Below are 16,356 nucleotides of genomic sequence, written 5' to 3'. Positions count from 1 at the left end.
CCGATTCGGCAGCCCGGCTACGCCCTGAAGATCGTGAGCCCCAGTATCAGCAGCACCAGGAAGATCACGACGAAGATATAGAACAGGAAGCGAGCGACATCGGCCGAGGCGGCCGAGAGGCCGGTGAAGCCGAGCACGCCGGCCACGATCGAGACCAGGAGAAAGATCAGCGCCCATTTCAGGATCGTCATAACCAACTCCGACTAAAATGCCGCACGTGCGGCCCTCAACCTATTCGCGAACGCTAACTTCGCTGCGCGGAACTGGTTCCTGAGGGCGCTCCGCGGGCAAGGCGCGGCACAAACGGCGCTTGCTGAATCCGGTTCCCGGCGGCACAGTCCGGCCAGGGCAGGAGCGCAATCGGGGCGACCATGATGACGATGTCACATTCCGCGACGATCGGCGCGGAGGCGCACGCCGCGCCGAAAGCCAAGACGCGCAATCTGTCGCTCGATCGGACCCGCACCTTCCTCACGCTGGTGGTGCTGCTGCACCACGCCGTCATTCCCTACACCTATTTCGGTCACACCGATCCGGCGTCCTGGATCGGCTTCGACGTCGTCGTGCTCTGCACCGACAGCTTCTTCATGGCGATGTTCTTCTTCCTGTCGGGACTGTTCACGTGGTCCGGCATCGCGCGCAAGGCGCCACAGGTTTTCCTGCGCGACCGCCTGTTGCGGCTCGGGCTGCCGTTCGTGATCGCGGCCTTCACGGTCATCCCGATCGCCTATTACGCGATCGCGCTGCGGCACGATCCCGAGCTGACCTTCGCTTCGTTCTGGTGGAAGACGATCACCGTCGGGCCGTGGCCGAGCGGGCCGATCTGGTTCGTGTGGGTGCTGCTGGCGTTCGACCTGACCGCGAGCCTGCTCTACCGGGTCTCAGCCCACCTGGTCGATCCGGTCAACCGCGTTTCGCTGCGCGGTTTTGACCAGCCGGCCGTGTTCTGGCTGCTGCTCGCCGTCGTCACTGCCGTCGTCTACGTGCCCGCGCTGGTCCATTTCGGGGCCAACAAATGGTTCGAGTTCGGACCGTTTTCGGTGCAGGCGAGCCGCGTCCTGCTCTACTTCGCCTATTTCTTCATTGGCGTCAGCGTCGGTGCCGCCAACTTCGATCGCGGTATCCTCAGCGCCGAGGGCCAGTTGCCGAAGAACCGATGGATATGGGTGATCGCCACGCTGGTCCCTTACTGCCTGATGTGGTGCATGATCTACATCAAGCGCGCAATCCTCGGGAATCCCAACGTGCTGCCGGACTGGTATCAGGCGATCTACGGCACGTTCGTCGTGCTGTTCTCGGCCGCGATCCTGCTCGCGATCCTCGCCTTCTTCCTGCACCAGAAGTCGCCGGGGCCGAACCTGCTCGACCGCATGCAGGCGGACGCCTACGGCATGTTCCTGGTCCACTACCCGATCGCGCTGTGGATCCAGTATGTGCTGTTCGACTATTCGTGGCCTGCGATCTTCAAGGCCGCGATCGGCTTCGTGCTCACGGTGATGCTGAGCTGGGGACTGACGGCAATGTTGCGGAAGATTCCGGGCGCGTCACACGTTTTGTAAGGCCGAGGTCTCTCCGCCCGTCATTGCGAGCGTAGCGAAGCAATCCAGAGCCTCTCCGCGGAGACAGTCTGGATTGCTTCGTCGCTTTGCTCTTCGCAATGACGGAGTGTGTGGCGGCGCCTTACGCCGCCTTCCCGCTCATATATTCCGGCAGCCAGCGCTCGAACGATTTCCGCAGGCTATCGATCGTGACCGGCGCCTCGCCCGCGATCGCGATCGCATCGCCGCCGGTGGTGCCGATGCGCACGCAGGGCACCTCGCAGCCGCGCATCTTGGCCAGCACGCGGCCGGCTTCAGTTTCCGGCACGGTGACGAGATAGCGCGCCTGGTCCTCGCCGAACCAATAGGCCTGCGGCACGAGCGCCGCCGGCGCCGCCAGCAGTTTTGCGCCGATGCCGCTCGCCATTGCCATCTCGGCGAGCGCGATCAGGAGGCCACCGTCGGAGAGATCGTGCACCGCGGTCGCGGTGCCCGCATGGATCATGCCGCGCACGCAGTCGCCGTTGCGCTTCTCGGCCGCGAGGTCGACCGGCGGCGGCGCGCCCTCCTCGCGACCGCAGATGTCGCGCAGGTAGACCGACTGGCCGAGCCAGCCGTGGGTTTCGCCGACCAGGAGGATCGCCTCGCCCTCGGCCTTGAAGGCCAGTGAAGCGGACTTGGTGAAATCGTCGAGCAGGCCGACGCCGCCGATCGAAGGTGTCGGCAGGATCGCGCGGCCGTTGGTCTCGTTGTAGAGCGAGACGTTGCCGGACACGACCGGGAAGTCGAGCGTGCGGCAGGCCTCCGAGATGCCCTTCAGGCAGCCGACGAACTGGCCCATGATCTCGGGCCGTTCAGGATTGCCGAAATTGAGATTGTCGGTGATCGCGAGCGGCTTGCCGCCGACCGCGGTGATGTTGCGCCAGGCTTCCGCCACCGCCTGCTTGCCGCCCTCGAACGGGTCAGCTTCGCAATAGCGCGGCGTGACGTCGACGGTCAGCGCCAGACCCTTCGGCCCGTCCTGCACGCGCACCACGGCGGCATCGCCGCCGGGACGCTGCAAGGTGTTGCCGAGGATGACGTGGTCGTATTGCTCCCAGACCCAGCGCTTGCTGCACATGTCGGGCGTGCCGATCAGCTTCTCCAGCGCGGCACCGACGCCCATCGGCGCCGGCACCTCGCGCGCGTGCACCACAGGCAGCGCGGCGGAGGGAACGTGCGGACGGTCGTAGAGCGGCGCCTCGTCACCGAGCTCCTTGATCGGCAGGTCGGCCATCACGTCGCCGCCATGCTTGACGACGAAACGCTTGCTCGGCGTGGTGTAGCCGACGACCGCAAAGTCGAGGCCCCACTTCTTGAAGATCGCCTCCGCTTCCTTTTCCTTCTCGGGCTTGAGCACCATGAGCATGCGCTCCTGGCTTTCCGAGAGCATCATCTCGTAGGCGCTCATGCCGGTCTCGCGGGTCGGCACCGCGTCGAGATCGAGGTCGACGCCGAGGTCGCCCTTGGCGCCCATCTCGACCGCCGAGCAGGTCAGGCCCGCCGCGCCCATGTCCTGGATCGCGATGACGCAGCCCTTCTCCATGATCTCGAGGCAGGCCTCGAGCAGCAGTTTTTCGGCGAAGGGATCGCCGACCTGCACGGTCGGGCGCTTCTCCTCGGACTTGTCGTCGAACTCCGCCGAGGCCATCGAGGCACCGTGAATGCCATCGCGGCCGGTCTTGGAGCCGAGATAGACGATCGGCATGTTCACGCCGGAGGCGGCAGCATAGAAAATCTTGTCGGCATCGGCGAGGCCGACCGCCATTGCGTTGACGAGGATGTTGCCGTCATAGCGGGTGTGAAAGCGCACCTGGCCGCCGACCGTCGGCACGCCGAAGGAATTGCCATAGCCGCCGACGCCGGCCACTACGCCGGAGACGAGATGCCGTGTCCTGGCATGCTCGGGCGCGCCGAAGCTCAGCGCATTGAGGCAGGCGATAGGACGCGCGCCCATGGTGAAGACGTCGCGCAGAATGCCGCCGACGCCGGTGGTCGCGCCCTGATAGGGCTCGATGTAGCTCGGGTGGTTGTGGCTCTCCATCTTGAAGACCACGGCCTGGCCGTCGCCGATGTCGATCACGCCGGCATTCTCGCCGGGGCCCTGGATCACCCAGGGCGCCTTGGTCGGCAGGCCGCGCAGATGGATGCGCGAGGATTTGTACGAGCAGTGCTCGTTCCACATCGCCGAGAAGATGCCGAGCTCGGTGAAGGTCGGCTCCCGCCCGATCAGCTTCAGGATGCGCTCGTACTCGTCGGGCTTGAGCCCGTGGGCGGCAACCAGTTCGGGGGTGATCTTGGGTTCGTTCTTCATGGATTCGGGGCTTTCGGCGGCGTTTTGCCGTTCTTAGGAAGATCGGGGGCCTACGAAAAGCCCTTTATGGCCCATTTTCCCGCTGTCCCACGTTTTGCGGGCAGGCGGTCGGCGGGAACGGGAATTGCAAGGCGCTGACGGATCGGATTTAAGGACTAAAGACCCGTAATTGAAGGCCCATTTCCTTGCACGAATTGACCAAAGTCCCCTCCACCCGTCGCCCGGACCTGCACGTCGCCACCGATGGCGAGTTCACGGGCTGGCGGACCTGGATTCGCGACAGTTTTGAGAGCCATATCGGCCCGTTCTGGCACAAAATCGAGGACGACGGCAGCGTCCGCTCGGCGTTCCGAGTCGAGAAAAAGCACCTCAACGGCTCCGGAAACGTCCATGGCGGCTGCTTCATGGCCTTCGCCGACTATTGCCTGTTCGCGATCGCCACCCACGAGCTGGATGGCCCGGCCGTGACAACGAATTTCGCCTGTGATTTCCTCGACGCGGCCCGCGAGGGCGAGCTGGTCGAATGCATCGGCGAAGTGTCCCGCGCCGGCGGCTCGCTGATCTTCCTGCGGGGCAAGCTGACCTCGGCCGGGCGGCCGCTGTTTACCTTCTCCGGCACGATCAAGCGGGTGAAGCGGAAGCCTGCACTCCAGGCAAACGCATAGCTCGACGCCTTCCCTTTTCGCGCCCCCTCGCCCAGACTTGCGACAAGCGCGTTGGCGCGGGGGAGCAGGAACAAGGTGCCGAAGAGCACATCGTCGGGCCGCACGGCGGCCGCCGCATCATCGTCGCCATCCATCATCGCCACCGGCGCGCGCAACTGGCGCGACTATGCGCTGCTGTTCGCGCTCGCCTGCTGCTGGAGCTCGACCTATCCGCTGGCCAAGCTCGCGCTTCCCACGATCCCGCCCATCACCTTCATCTCGGCGCGCTCGCTGATCGCGTTCGCCTTCCTGTTTGCCATCCTGTGGATGCGCGGCCTCAAACTCCCGACGGATGCGAAGGCCTGGAAGCTGTTCGCGACCCAGCAGCTGATCAACTCGACCTTTCCGTTCCTGGTCATCACCTGGTCGCAGCAATATGTCCCGGCCTCGAACACGGTGGTGCTGGCCTCGACGACGCCGATTTTCGCCTTCCTGATCACGTCGCTGATCACACGGCACGAGCCGGCGACACTGCTGAAGTTCGCGGGCGCAATTCTCGGCCTCGCCGGCACCATCGCCATCGTCGGTCTCGACGCGCTACGCGGCTTCGGCAGCGAGATCATTGCCGAGATCGCGATCCTGCTCGCCACCATCTCCTTTGCCTGCGCGACGATCTTTGGCCTGCGGCTCTCCGAATACGATCCGATGGTGGTGGCGACCGGCTCGCTGCTGTTCGGCGGCCTCGTGCTGCTGCCGCCCTCGCTGATCATCGACCAGCCCTGGACGCTGCACCCGACGCCGACGGCGATCGTCGCCACCATCGTCATGGGCATCGTCTCCAGCGCGCTGGGATTGATGCTGTTCTACGTCTGCCTCGGCCGGCTCGGCACGCTGACCACGAACGCACAAGGCTATCTGCGCATTCCGATCGGCGTCGGATTGTCCGTGCTGCTGCTCGGCGAGAGCGTGCCGTCGAACCTCGCGCTGGGACTTCTGCTGGTCATGGCCGGCGTCGCCGCGATGACGGTGCCGGCGGAGAAGTTCAAGCTGCGCAAAGCATGATCCGGAAAAGTGCGCAGCAGTTTTCCGATAAGATCATGCTCAAACAATAAGACCGCTCAGGTCGAAATCTGCTTCTCGGCGATCGAGAGCCAATCGGCCTGGGCGTCGCGCAGATATTTGGGCGCGCGCCGCATCTGGATCAGGAGCTCGTTGAAGACCACGCGCGCCTCGGCGCTGCGGCCGACCATCTGGAGCAGCATGCCGTAGCGCACCCGCGCCTCGGCGCCGGGGAAATAGCCGGCGACGGCGTGATATTCCTCCAGCGCCTCGTCGAGCCGGCCGACCTCGGCGAGCGCGCGGGCGTAGAGCAGATGCGCGTCGGCGGAATCGAAGTCCGGCCATTGCTTCTGAAGATCGTCCAGCGTCGCCAGCGCATCGGCCGGACGCTTGGCGGAAAACTCGGCCTGCGCCTTGCCGAAGGCATAAGCGGGGTCGTGGCCCATCGGCAGGCTCAGGATGTGACCGTAATGCTGCTCGGCCTCGCTGAAGCGGCCGACCTTCGCGCATTCCTCGGCCAGCGCCGCACGGTTGGCGATGGTGTCGGTGGCCGCCAGCCGGTCGCACAGCTCGCGATAACGCTTCTCCGGATCGAGCCGATTGGCAACGCGCTGACGCGCCTGTCGCGCACCGGGGCTGGAAAACCATTCAGGGACGAGTTCGACCGCGATGTAGGCGAGCGCGCCGATCAGCGGCACCATCAGGATGATGAAGGCCCAGGGCTGCAACCGCCCGGTTCGCGACGCGTGGTAAATCAGTGTGATATCGAGCAGCAGAACGACCAAAGCGACGGGCATGTGACATCCGGGAGCACAACGACAGCACACGCTTCCTGATATCGCAACTTGCGCGGCGAAACAACTTTGAGTTGCTTCCATCCGCGCGGAAATCAGCGACCCCGGACGCGCGCGCCTTGATGGCGACGAGGAGTCAGTCGTCTCAAACGCGATTGAGGTTCATGAGACAGCAAGCCCAAAACCGCCATGACTTGCTGTGCCTTGGGCGGCTGCTACTTGGCGTCGTCCGCCAGCATCTTCCGGTATTTCTCGACGTCGCGCGTCACGAGTTGCTGGAGCAGCTCGGGCGTATGCTCGTTGTCATCAGGCGCAACGGTCGACAGGTCGGCAAAACGCTTCTTCACCGCGTCGGTCTCGACAGCCGTGCGCGCGGCGGCATTCAGCTTGGCGATGACGGCCTGCGGCGTGCCCTTGGGTGCGAACAGGCCATTCCAGCCCTGCGCCTCGAAGTCCGGCAGGCCCGCCTCGGCAGACGTCGGCAGATCGGGCAGCGTGGCCAGCCGCACGGTCGAGCCGACCACGAGGCCCCTCACCAGCTTCTCGTTGATCGACTGCGAGACGGAGGCCGCAGCATCGCAGACGCCGTCGATCTGGCTGCCGACCGCGTCGGTGAGCGCAGGCGCCGCGCCGCGATAGCCGACCAGCGTCGCATCGATCCCGGCGGCCGTCACGAAGCTCTTGCAAATGAGGTAATTCGACGAGCCGACACCGGCGTGGCCGAGATTGATCTTGCCGGGGTTCGCCTTGGCGTAGGCGACGAACTCTTTCAGGTCCTTCGCCGGGAAATCCTTGCGCAGCGCGATGATGCCGAACGTCTTCGCGACCATGGCGATCGGCACGAAGGATTCAGGTGTGAACGGCAGTTTTGGATAGATCGTGTAGGTTGCGGCGTTGGTGCCGGCATTGCCGATCGCGATGGTGTAGCCGTCAGGCTCGGCGCGGGAGGCGCGCGCCAGCGCGGTCGAGCCCCCGGCGCCGGCGACGTTCTCGATCACGATGGTCTGGCCGAGCGCGATGCCCATCTGCTCGGCGACCGTGCGCGCGATCACGTCCGACGTGCCGCCGGCCGCGAACGGCACGATCATCGTGAGCGGGCGCTTGGGGAAATCCTGCGCGAAGGCTGCGGTCGCGAGCGAAAATGTCGCGAGCGACAGCGCCGCGATCGCGGCGAGAGCCCGCTTCCCCACGAACGAGATCACGCGGCCTTTTCCAGATGGGCAGTAAGGCCGGCGAACAGGCCGCGGCCATCGGTGCAGCCCATGATGTCTTCGACGTGGTTCTCCGGGTGCGGCATCATGCCGAGCACGTTGCCCCTGTCGTTGACGATTCCGGCGATGGATTGCGCCGCGCCGTTAATGTTATGGGCCTCGTCAACCACGCCGTCGGCCGAGCAGTAGCGATAGAGCACCCGCCCCTCGCCTTCGAGCCGCTTGATGGTCTCTTCATCCGCCTCGTAATTGCCCTCGCCATGGGCGACCGGCACGCGGATCACCTGGCCCGCATTATAGCCGCGGGTGAACGGCGTGTCGGAGCGCTCGACGCGCAGATGCACGTCGTGACAGATGAATTTCAGCCGTGCGTTGCGCATCAGGACGCCGGGCAGCAGGCCGGACTCGCAGAGGATCTGAAAACCATTGCAGACGCCGAGCACGAGACCGCCCTTGGCCGCATAGTCGCGCACCGCGTCCATCACCGGCGACCGCGCCGCGATCGCGCCGCAGCGCAGATAGTCGCCGTAGGAGAAGCCGCCGGGCACCACGACGAGGTCGGTGCCCGCGGGCAGCGACGTCTCGGCGTGCCAGACCATCGCGGGCTCGCTGCCGGAGATCAGCCTCAAGGCGCGCGCCATGTCGCGCTCGCGGTTGATTCCGGGAAAGACGAGGATGGCGGCTTTCATGGTTCGGGTTCCGACGGTGCTGGGAATCGGGCTGGCCAAAGGGCCAATTCGTCAGGAGACATAGCCATTTGACGGGGATTTTACCAGTGCTAGCCTCGCCGGGCGGCCTTGTACACAGGCCATAGCCACGGCAATTTTGCCTGACGATTTTGCCCGGGATTGAAGCCATGAACGTCCCGTCGCTGCCCGCCTCCCTCTCCGAACCGGTGTCCACTCAGGGCGTCATCGCTGCCGGCGCCTATGTCGACGGCCGGCGTGTCGCCAATATCGCCATCAGCGAGGCTTCGAGCTGGCGGGCCAAGCCCGGCCACGTGGTGTGGATCGGGCTGCACGAGCCTGACATGGCGCTGCTCGGCGCCGTGCAGAAGCAGTTCGACCTGCACGACCTTGCCATCGAGGACGCCAACAACGCCCATCAACGGCCGAAGATCGAGCAATATGGCGAGGCCCTGTTCATCGTGGCGCGGACGGCGCAATTGTTCGAGGGCCGGATCGCCTTCGGCGAGACGCACATATTCGTCGGCGAAGGCTATCTGGTCTCGGTGCGCCATGGCGCCTCGACATCCTACACGCCGGTGCGCGAACGCTGCGAAAGCTGCCCACGGGCGCTCGCGCGCGGCGAGGACTACATCCTCTACGCCATCCTCGATTTCATCGTCGACAACTACTCGCCCGTGCTGGAGAGCATCCACGAGGAGGTCGAGGGCATCGAGGACGACGTGCTCTCAAAGCCGATCAGCAAGGCGCAGATCGAGCGGCTCTACATGCTGCGCCGCGACCTGTTGCGGCTCAGGACCGCGATCGGCCCGCTGGTGGAAGTCTGCCGCCGCCTCGAGCATGACGAGCTTGCGATGGTGCGTGCGACGATGCAGCCGCTGTTCCGCGACGTCACCGACCACGTCAGGAACATCCAGGAGCGCATCGATTCCATGCGCGAGGTGCTGGCCTTCGCCTTCGAGGCGAGCCTGCTGGTCGGACAGGCGCAGGAGACCGCGGTCTCCAAGAAGCTCGCCTCGTGGCTGGCGATCCTCGCCGTGCCCACCGCAGTCGCAGGCATCTACGGGATGAACTTCAAGTACATCCCCGAGCTGCAATGGGAGTACAGCTATTTCGTCGTCATGGGGATGATGGCGCTCGCCTGCCTCGCATTGTACTGGCGCTTCCACCGCGTCGGATGGCTGTGAAGCGCCGCGCGGGTTAGACGATCTCGACGCGATAGTTCTCGATCACGGTGTTCGCCAGGAGCTTGTCGGCGGCCTCCTTCAGCGCCGCTTCGGCCTTGGCCTTGTCGGCGCCGGCAAGCTCGATGTCGAACACCTTGCCCTGGCGGACGCTGGCGACGCCGTCGACGCCGAGCGACTTCAGCGCGCCTTCGATGGCCTTGCCCTGCGGATCGAGGATGCCCGTTTTCAGGGTAACGGTAACACGTGCCTTCACGTCAAATCCCTCTTAGCTCTTCACCAGCACCGGGCCAGTGCCCTGCGGACGCTCATTCTCCATGAGGATGCCGAGGCGTTTTGCGACTTCGGTGTAGGCCTCGAGCAGGCCGCCGAGGTCCCTGCGGAAACGGTCCTTGTCGAGCTTCTCGTTCGACTTGATGTCCCACAGACGGCAGCTATCCGGCGAGATCTCGTCGGCGACGATGATCCGCATCATCTCGTTCTCGAACAGCCGGCCGCACTCCATCTTGAAGTCGACGAGGCGGATGCCGATGCCGAGGAAGAGGCCGGTGAGGAAGTCGTTGACACGGATGGCGAGCGCCATGATGTCGTCGATCTCCTGCGGGGTGGCCCAGCCGAACGCGGTGATGTGCTCTTCCGACACCATGGGGTCGTTGAGCTGGTCGTTCTTGTAGTAGAATTCGATGATCGAACGGGGCAGCTGCGTGCCCTCCTCGATGCCGAGGCGCTGCGACAGCGAGCCGGCGGCGACGTTCCGCACCACCACTTCCAGCGGCACGATCTCGACCTCGCGAATCAACTGCTCGCGCATGTTGAGGCGGCGGATGAAATGGGTCGGCACCCCGATGTCGTTGAGGTGCTGAAACAGGTACTCCGAGATCCGGTTGTTGAGGACACCCTTGCCCTCGATCACCTGATGCTTTTTCGCATTGAACGCGGTCGCGTCATCCTTGAAGTGCTGGATCAGGGTACCGGGCTCCGGGCCTTCGTAAAGAACCTTTGCCTTGCCTTCATAAATACGACGCCGACGGCTCATGGGGATGTACCGTGTTTTGTTGAAATCCATGTATTTGGTGTGCTCCGGTTACCAGGTTACGACCCACAGCGGAGCTGCCGTGAACGGCTGGGAACCCGTCTATAACCCCTTGGAAACAGAACGGGAACCAAGCCTTCAGGCAACCTATCCGATTGGCTGTCCCAGCACAATCGATCCGGCCGCCCGGCATCAACTTATACCGTCTTGCCTGCGGCTTAACGGCTCGTTGTTTTGCCGATTCGTGCCCCCTATCTAGGCATGCGCCGGGGCCGTCGCAACGACGGCCACCGGATCCAGTCAGCAGGGAATTGGAAAAGGCATGAGCAGTTTGGACAAGCGCGAGGAAGGCTTCGAGAAGAAGTTCGCCCTCGACGAGGAGCAGAAATTCAAGGCGGAAGCCCGCCGCAACCGGCTGCTCGGCCTTTGGGCCGCCGAGAAGCTCGGCATCACCGGCGAGGCCGCCACCGCCTACGCCAAGGAAGTGGTCGCGGCCGATTTCGAGGAGGCCGGCGACGCCGACGTCCTGCGCAAGGTCATGGCCGATTTCGCCGCCAAGAACGTCGCCATCACCGAGCAGGCGATTCGCGCCAAGATGAGCGAATTGATCGCCGTGGCAGCGGCCGAGGTGAAGGCCGGCAAATAGGCGAATAGGGAGCGGCGAGTAGCGAATGAACCCCATTCGCTACTCGCGATTCGCCATTCGCGTCCCTCACCCCTCCTTGAAGCCGTATTCCGGCACGTTGCCGCTGGCGCCGTAATATTTGTACGGCAGGAACTTGCCGCTCATGGTGATCTTGACGCGGTCGCCCTTCGGGTTGGCAACGCGTTCCATGGCCATGTCGAAGTCGATCGCCGACATGATGCCGTCGCCGAACTCCTCCTCGATCAACGCCTTCCACGCCGGACCGTTGACCATCACCATCTCGTAGAAGCGATAGATCAGGGGATCGGTCGGCGGCATCGGCGTGCCGGTGCCGCGCATCGGCACCTCGTTGAGCATCGCGGTCTCTGCCTTCGACAGGCCGAACAGCTCGCCGGCATTGGCGGCCTGCGGTTTCGTCAGCTTCATCTGGCCGAGAATCGCACCGACGATCAGCACCTCGGAATAGCCGCCGACCTTGTCGCAGATGTGTTTCCAGCTCCAGCCGTTCTCGCGCTTGATGTCGAGCAGCTTTTCGGTGAGGTCTTCGCGTTTCATGTCAGGGTCTCCCTTGGCCAGGCATCGTGTCACGTCGTTTGTGCCGCTTTGGGAGGCACGAAACGTGCCAATAAATGAGGCTTGAGGCGTCATCGCCTCGACCTCCCCTCACGCGGTAAAGCCTCCGTGAACCGCTTGATCGCCTCGAGCACCGGCTGCTGATCGCCGGCAAAGAACCAATGGTCATTGCCGTCGAGCTCGACGAATTCTGCACCGGCGATCCGGCTCGCGATGTCGCGCCCGGCCGCAATCCGCACGGCCTTGTCGTCCCGCCGATGCAGCACCAGCGTTGGCACCGCAATTTGCGCCAGAAGGTGTCGCACGTCGGCGTCGCGAAAGGCCTCGAGCACGGCGGAGATTCCGCCGGGACTGGACGCCGCGCGCAACAGCCCCGCCCACCAGGCGCGCGCCTGCGGATCATTGGCCAGGCTCGGCGCGAAGGCTTCGATCCCGACCGGGCCGCCCCATTGCGCAATCAGGTGCTTGCTCCAGGCGTCATACTGGCTGGCGCGCAGCGCATGCGGATAGTCCTCCGACCAGCAGCCCTTGGCCAGTGCACCGAACAGAATGAGTCCGGCCACATGGCGGGATTCCTCGACCGCAAATTTGATGCAGGCCGGCCCACATTCGGATGCGCCAAACAGCACGACGCGGCGCGAGTCGGCCGCCCGTAGCACGGTGCCGATATCTTCCGCGGTGACGTCGATGCCGGGGGCCGATCCGACCCGGTCGGACAGCCCGATGCCGCGGCGATCGAAAACGATGAGACGCCCAAGCCTCATCAATGAGGCCAGAAACGTCCGGCTCGCCGGATGCTCCCAGGCGCGCTCCACATGCGACACGAAGCCGGGCATGACCAGGATATCGAGCGGACCGCTGCCATAGGTCTGATAGGCCAGATGCACGCCGGCGCCCTTCACGTAGCGTGTCGCTGGAAGAGCATCGCGCAGCGGCGCGGCCGCGCGGCTCATGAGCGCCTCAGTCTCGGCTTCCGGCGCGATGCCAAGCTCGTCGCGCAGCCGCTGCGCCAGTGCAGCGTGACGCCGTTCCGCCGCGCTTCGGTCTCCCGCGAGCAGCAGGCTGCGGATCAGATGCCGGCCATACACCTCGCTGAGCGGATCGAGCTCGACCAGACGGCCCGCATGCACTGTCGCGGCGAGATGATCGCCCGCGGCATTCCTGTCCTGCACCAGACGCTCGAGCGCCTGCACGAGCCGTCCCCGCAACGCCTCGCGGCGAAAGAACGCCCAATCGTCGAACTCAGGACAGTCGTCCGGAGAAAAGCCCGCCAGGAAGTCGCCGCGATAAATCCGGCAGGCCTTTTCAAAGTCGCCGCGATCGCAGGCGCGCTCGAACTGAAGCGAGTCGATCTTCAGCTCGACCTCCGGAGACCAACGCAAGCTTGTGCGGTCGGTCTCGAAAACCGCCTGGCCGAGCGTGAGTTCGACGCGGTGAAGCAGACGCCGCAATCGCGCAAGGCCCGTCTCGCGGGACGTCTCGGGCCACAGCAGCGTGGCGATGACGTCGCGCGCCACGGGACCTTTGGCTTCCGCGAGATAGACCAGCAGCGCAAGCCCCTTGCGCAAGGCCAGCTTGATCGGGCGGTCATCGGCATGGACCTCGGGGAACCCGAACGTCCCCAGCGAAAAGGCCGTCATGGAGATCCTCCCTCCCCGGTCGGCGCCCCCGGGGGACGCGCAGGGGACGGTCCAGCGATAGCAGTCAGGCCAGATCGAGCCCACTCGCCAGCGAGCAGCTCAGGTTCCTGAATGCGGCACCGCCGCCATCGGCACAATAGGAAAAACCATGTTCGCGCGCCTCGCAATCCTGCTCTACGCCATCGTGAGCTACGCCGTCTTCACGGCTTCATTCCTCTACGCGCTCGGTTTCGTCGGCAATTATGTCGTGCCCAAGTCAATCGACACGTCGATCGACGTCGGCGCGCCTGCGAATTTGGGTGAGGCCATCGTCGTCAACCTGCTGCTGATGGGCCTGTTTGCCATCCAGCACAGCGTCATGGCACGCCCGGCCTTCAAACGCTGGTGGGCGGGAAGCCTTCCCATCGCCTGCCAGCGCAGCACCTATGTGCTGCTCTCCAGCCTGATCCTCCTGCTGCTGTTCTGGCAGTGGCGTCCGATCCCGGCGCCGATCTGGCAGGCCAGCGGCATTACGGCGTGGCTCCTGACCGGCGTACATTGGCTCGGCTGGCTGATTGCGTTCGCCTCGACCTACATGATCGATCATTTCGATCTGTTCGGCCTGCGCCAGGCTCTCGTCGCGTTGCGCGGAGCCGAGATATCAGGTCAATCCTTCCGGGCGCCGCTGCTCTACAAGATCGTGCGGCATCCGCTCATGCTGGGCTTTCTGCTCGCGTTCTGGGCGACGCCCGAGATGACCGCGGGCCATCTGCTGTTCGCGATCGCGAACACGGCCTACATCCTGGTCGCCCTGCAGTTCGAGGAGCGGGACCTGATCGCCGAGTTCGGCGCGACCTACCAGGACTATCGCCGACGCGTTCCGATGCTGTTGCCGCGCATTTTCGGAGCGCCCCGATGAAAGCGATTCTGTGCAATTCGTTCACGGGCCCTGCGGATCTGCGCCTCGGTGAGATCGATGCGCCGCGGCCTGCCGGCGACGAGATCCTCATCGACGTCCATGCGGCGTCCGTGAGCTTCATGGACCAGTTGCTGGTCTCGGGCCTCTACCAGATGCGGCCGGCGACACCCTTCGTGCCCGGCACTGAAGCGTCCGGCGTCGTCGTCGCGGTCGGCGACAAGGTCACGACATTCGCCCCCGGCGATCGTGTGGCGTGCAGTGCCTGGACCGGCGGCTACGCCGAACGGATGATTGCGAAGGAATCGAAGAGCGTGCGGCTGCCGGATGGCGTCGCGTTCGAAGCCGGGGCGACGGTGCTGCACAATTACGGCACGGCCTATTATGCGCTGGTCGAGCGGGCACGGGCGCAACGCGGCGAAACGCTGTTCGTCACCGGCGCAGCCGGCGGGGTTGGCCTTGCCGCCGTCGACCTCGGCCGTCATCTCGGCCTGCGCGTCGTCGCCGGTGTCGGCTCCGACGACAAGGCCGCCCTGGTGCGGCGTTACGGGGCCAGCGATGTCGTCAACTATCGCAGCGAAGATCTGCGCGATCGGATCAAGTCGATCACATCGGGAGAAGGCATCGATGTCGGCCTCGACAACGTCGGCGGCGCTATCTTCGAACAGATGGCCCGGCTGATGAGATGGGACGGACGGCTGATGCCGATCGGCTTCACCGGCGGCGAGATTCCGCAGATCCCGATGAACCTGCCTCTCCTGAAAAATTACGCCATCATCGGCGTCTTTGTCGGCGCCTGGGCGGAGAAATTCTCCGCGGAAGCCGCGCGCATGAATGACACGCTGATGCAATTGCTGGCCGACGGAAAGATCCGCCCGCACATCGATCGCGTCCTCCCTTTGGAGGAGGCCGGCGACGCCATGCGCGCCGTGGCCGATCGCACGGTTCAGGGACGAATTGTCCTCAAGATCAGGTAGGCTGGGCCCGACGAGGAAGATTGGACAGAACCGATGACCGAGATCATCATCGACAAGCGCTTTTGCGGTCCTCCGAACTCCGGGAACGGCGGCTATGTCTGCGGCCGGCTGGCCCGCCACATTTCCGGCGGCGCGGAGGTGACGCTGCGCGCACCGCCTCCCCTGGACAAGCCGCTCGATGCTGTCGCTACGGACGACGGCACATGGGAGCTTCGCGACGGCGCCAAGGTCGTCGCGACGGGGCGCGCGACGAGCGTTGAACTCACGCTCGTAGAGACAGCCAGTTTTGAGGAAGCCTGCGCCGCAGAATTGCTGACGCCTGTGAAACCGCACGAGCATCCGCTGCCGACATGCTTCGTCTGCGGACCTGCACGGGCGAAAGGGGATGGTCTGCGCATTTTTGCCGGGCCGCTCGGGCGTCATTCGCGAAACGCCGTCCTCGCAGCGAGCTGGACACCGGATCCGAATTTGGTCGCCGAGGATGGCTTGGTCGCCCCCGAATTTCTCTGGTCAGCGCTCGATTGCCCCACCGGCTATGCCTGCAACTACAATCAGGAGACCGATGGCTTCGACCAGGCCCCGCTCCTGCTGGGACGAATGTCGGCCCGGATCGAGTCTCGCCCGCGTCCCGGCGAACGCTGCATCATCACTGCCTGGCCCACCGGCCGCGACGGCCGCAAGCGCATCGCCGAGGCTGCCGCGCACGATGAAGCCGGGAGGTTGCTGGCGGTGGCAAGGGCGACGTGGATTGCGGTCGACCGCAACGTGCAGCTCGGGCGTATTTCGTAGGGTGGATTAGCGGAGCACCTCTCGTAGGGTGGGCAAAGGCGCGCAGCGCCGTGCCCACCACTTCTGTCTCAGCTCCGTTGAGCGACATGGTGGGCATGCTTCCGCCTGCGCTCTTCGAGCTACGGCGGACAAGTCGCTTTGCCCTCCCTGCCTCTAATAACGCAACACATCCGTCGCCGCACCTTCGGCCTGCACCAATCCGCATTCTCCTGCACGCCCGCGGCCGCGCTTGCGACGGTTTACCTTGCGTCAAGCACGCCCGGCAATCGATGGCTGTCTTAAAAGGCTTGTTAGGAGCGGTCATCGTTGTTGGCGCCCGGCATACGGGGACGCT

17 protein-coding genes are annotated in these 16,356 nt (G+C 64.7%); 8 read left to right on the top strand and 9 right to left on the bottom strand.

Going from position 1 to position 16,356, the window contains the following annotated elements:
• Positions 1 to 17: 17 nt before the first annotated feature.
• On the bottom strand, positions 18 to 191 hold the full coding sequence (locus ABIA90_RS28355) for a DUF1328 domain-containing protein (RefSeq protein ID WP_028158427.1): 174 nt from the start codon (positions 189 to 191) through the stop codon (positions 18 to 20).
• Positions 192 to 371: 180 nt separating this feature from the next.
• Here ABIA90_RS28355 and ABIA90_RS28350 point away from each other — a divergent pair, with 180 nt between their 5' ends.
• Positions 372 to 1,559 carry an acyltransferase family protein gene (locus ABIA90_RS28350; protein ID WP_354120603.1) on the top strand — a complete coding sequence of 396 codons (1,188 nt, stop codon included), beginning with the start codon at positions 372 to 374 and terminating at the stop codon, positions 1,557 to 1,559.
• A gap of 121 nt (positions 1,560 to 1,680) precedes the next feature.
• On the opposite strand, the gene purL is transcribed toward ABIA90_RS28350, so the two are convergent.
• Positions 1,681 to 3,891 (bottom strand): phosphoribosylformylglycinamidine synthase subunit PurL, encoded by a 2,211-nt coding sequence (gene purL / locus ABIA90_RS28345; protein WP_354120604.1) that lies wholly within the window; start codon positions 3,889 to 3,891, stop codon positions 1,681 to 1,683.
• Between the two features lie 185 nt (positions 3,892 to 4,076).
• Between purL and ABIA90_RS28340 the strand changes: the two genes are divergently transcribed.
• Both ABIA90_RS28340 and ABIA90_RS28335 read left to right on the top strand, forming a co-directional pair.
• Positions 4,077 to 4,556 carry a PaaI family thioesterase gene (locus ABIA90_RS28340; RefSeq protein WP_354120605.1) on the top strand — a complete coding sequence of 160 codons (480 nt, stop codon included), beginning with the start codon at positions 4,077 to 4,079 and terminating at the stop codon, positions 4,554 to 4,556.
• A gap of 75 nt (positions 4,557 to 4,631) precedes the next feature.
• Positions 4,632 to 5,597, top strand: a complete 966-nt coding sequence (locus tag ABIA90_RS28335) for a DMT family transporter (protein ID WP_354120606.1) — start codon at positions 4,632 to 4,634, stop codon at positions 5,595 to 5,597.
• Between the two features lie 56 nt (positions 5,598 to 5,653).
• On the opposite strand, the gene ABIA90_RS28330 is transcribed toward ABIA90_RS28335, so the two are convergent.
• The 3 genes from ABIA90_RS28330 to purQ form a co-directional block, all read right to left on the bottom strand.
• Positions 5,654 to 6,391 (bottom strand): tetratricopeptide repeat protein, encoded by a 738-nt coding sequence (locus tag ABIA90_RS28330; protein ID WP_063982362.1) that lies wholly within the window; start codon positions 6,389 to 6,391, stop codon positions 5,654 to 5,656.
• Positions 6,392 to 6,603: 212 nt separating this feature from the next.
• Positions 6,604 to 7,590, bottom strand: coding sequence for a tripartite tricarboxylate transporter substrate binding protein BugD (locus tag ABIA90_RS28325; protein WP_354120607.1), 987 nt, complete (start codon positions 7,588 to 7,590; stop codon positions 6,604 to 6,606).
• Positions 7,587 to 8,288: a phosphoribosylformylglycinamidine synthase subunit PurQ gene (purQ, locus tag ABIA90_RS28320; RefSeq protein WP_135215410.1), complete on the bottom strand. Its 702-nt coding sequence runs from the start codon at positions 8,286 to 8,288 to the stop codon at positions 7,587 to 7,589. Before purQ ends, ABIA90_RS28325 begins: the two co-directional genes overlap by 4 nt.
• A 167-nt stretch (positions 8,289 to 8,455) precedes the next feature.
• Here purQ and ABIA90_RS28315 point away from each other — a divergent pair, with 167 nt between their 5' ends.
• Positions 8,456 to 9,472, top strand: a complete 1,017-nt coding sequence (locus ABIA90_RS28315) for a magnesium and cobalt transport protein CorA (protein ID WP_071912382.1) — start codon at positions 8,456 to 8,458, stop codon at positions 9,470 to 9,472.
• 13 nt (positions 9,473 to 9,485) lie between these two features.
• Here ABIA90_RS28315 and purS read toward each other — a convergent pair whose 3' ends face one another.
• Both purS and purC read right to left on the bottom strand, forming a co-directional pair.
• Positions 9,486 to 9,725: a phosphoribosylformylglycinamidine synthase subunit PurS gene (gene purS / locus ABIA90_RS28310; protein WP_014494125.1), complete on the bottom strand. Its 240-nt coding sequence runs from the start codon at positions 9,723 to 9,725 to the stop codon at positions 9,486 to 9,488.
• 12 nt (positions 9,726 to 9,737) lie between these two features.
• Entirely contained in the window at positions 9,738 to 10,505 is a 768-nt protein-coding gene (gene purC, locus ABIA90_RS28305) for a phosphoribosylaminoimidazolesuccinocarboxamide synthase (RefSeq protein WP_172782948.1), read from the bottom strand.
• A 319-nt stretch (positions 10,506 to 10,824) separates the two neighbouring features.
• On the opposite strand from purC, the gene ABIA90_RS28300 reads away from it, so the two are divergent.
• Positions 10,825 to 11,148, top strand: coding sequence for a DUF1476 domain-containing protein (locus ABIA90_RS28300; RefSeq protein WP_014494124.1), 324 nt, complete (start codon positions 10,825 to 10,827; stop codon positions 11,146 to 11,148).
• A gap of 66 nt (positions 11,149 to 11,214) precedes the next feature.
• On the opposite strand, the gene cynS is transcribed toward ABIA90_RS28300, so the two are convergent.
• The gene (gene cynS, locus ABIA90_RS28295; RefSeq protein WP_014494123.1) at positions 11,215 to 11,703 is read right to left on the bottom strand and encodes a cyanase; all 489 of its coding nucleotides are present in this window, start codon (positions 11,701 to 11,703) and stop codon (positions 11,215 to 11,217) included.
• Between the two features lie 89 nt (positions 11,704 to 11,792).
• On the bottom strand, positions 11,793 to 13,361 hold the full coding sequence (locus tag ABIA90_RS28290; RefSeq protein ID WP_354120608.1) for a bifunctional AfsR/SARP family transcriptional regulator/alpha/beta hydrolase: 1,569 nt from the start codon (positions 13,359 to 13,361) through the stop codon (positions 11,793 to 11,795).
• Positions 13,362 to 13,509: 148 nt separating this feature from the next.
• On the opposite strand from ABIA90_RS28290, the gene mddA reads away from it, so the two are divergent.
• Genes mddA through ABIA90_RS28275 form a run of 3 tightly spaced genes read left to right on the top strand, consistent with a single transcriptional unit; the run spans position 13,510 to position 16,022 of the window.
• Entirely contained in the window at positions 13,510 to 14,259 is a 750-nt protein-coding gene (gene mddA, locus ABIA90_RS28285; RefSeq protein ID WP_354120609.1) for a methanethiol S-methyltransferase, read from the top strand.
• Positions 14,256 to 15,233, top strand: coding sequence for an NADPH:quinone oxidoreductase family protein (locus ABIA90_RS28280; protein WP_354120610.1), 978 nt, complete (start codon positions 14,256 to 14,258; stop codon positions 15,231 to 15,233). Before mddA ends, ABIA90_RS28280 begins: the two co-directional genes overlap by 4 nt.
• Positions 15,234 to 15,266: 33 nt before the next feature.
• A complete protein-coding gene (locus ABIA90_RS28275) occupies positions 15,267 to 16,022 on the top strand; it encodes a PaaI family thioesterase (protein WP_354120611.1) in 756 nt (251 codons plus the stop codon).
• The last annotated feature ends 334 nt before the right edge of the window (positions 16,023 to 16,356 follow it).

This window comes from Bradyrhizobium sp. LA6.8 (genome assembly GCF_040547935.1).
GTDB classification, from domain to species: domain Bacteria; phylum Pseudomonadota; class Alphaproteobacteria; order Rhizobiales; family Xanthobacteraceae; genus Bradyrhizobium; species Bradyrhizobium barranii.
Note: the sequence above shows the minus strand (reverse complement) of the source record. Positions and strands in the feature narration are given on the sequence as shown.

Coding starts and splice junctions, on each gene's coding strand:
- purL (WP_354120604.1), bottom strand. CDS start 3,891: ATGAAGAACGAACCCAAGATCACCCCCGAACTGGTTGCCGCCCACGGG.
- ABIA90_RS28350 (WP_354120603.1), top strand. CDS start 372: ATGATGACGATGTCACATTCCGCGACGATCGGCGCGGAGGCGCACGCC.
- purC (WP_172782948.1), bottom strand. CDS start 10,505: ATGAGCCGTCGGCGTCGTATTTATGAAGGCAAGGCAAAGGTTCTTTAC.
- ABIA90_RS28290 (WP_354120608.1), bottom strand. CDS start 13,361: ATGACGGCCTTTTCGCTGGGGACGTTCGGGTTCCCCGAGGTCCATGCC.
- ABIA90_RS28280 (WP_354120610.1), top strand. CDS start 14,256: ATGAAAGCGATTCTGTGCAATTCGTTCACGGGCCCTGCGGATCTGCGC.
- mddA (WP_354120609.1), top strand. CDS start 13,510: ATGTTCGCGCGCCTCGCAATCCTGCTCTACGCCATCGTGAGCTACGCC.
- ABIA90_RS28275 (WP_354120611.1), top strand. CDS start 15,267: ATGACCGAGATCATCATCGACAAGCGCTTTTGCGGTCCTCCGAACTCC.
- ABIA90_RS28330 (WP_063982362.1), bottom strand. CDS start 6,391: ATGCCCGTCGCTTTGGTCGTTCTGCTGCTCGATATCACACTGATTTAC.
- ABIA90_RS28300 (WP_014494124.1), top strand. CDS start 10,825: ATGAGCAGTTTGGACAAGCGCGAGGAAGGCTTCGAGAAGAAGTTCGCC.
- ABIA90_RS28355 (WP_028158427.1), bottom strand. CDS start 191: ATGACGATCCTGAAATGGGCGCTGATCTTTCTCCTGGTCTCGATCGTG.
- ABIA90_RS28315 (WP_071912382.1), top strand. CDS start 8,456: ATGAACGTCCCGTCGCTGCCCGCCTCCCTCTCCGAACCGGTGTCCACT.
- cynS (WP_014494123.1), bottom strand. CDS start 11,703: ATGAAACGCGAAGACCTCACCGAAAAGCTGCTCGACATCAAGCGCGAG.
- purQ (WP_135215410.1), bottom strand. CDS start 8,288: ATGAAAGCCGCCATCCTCGTCTTTCCCGGAATCAACCGCGAGCGCGAC.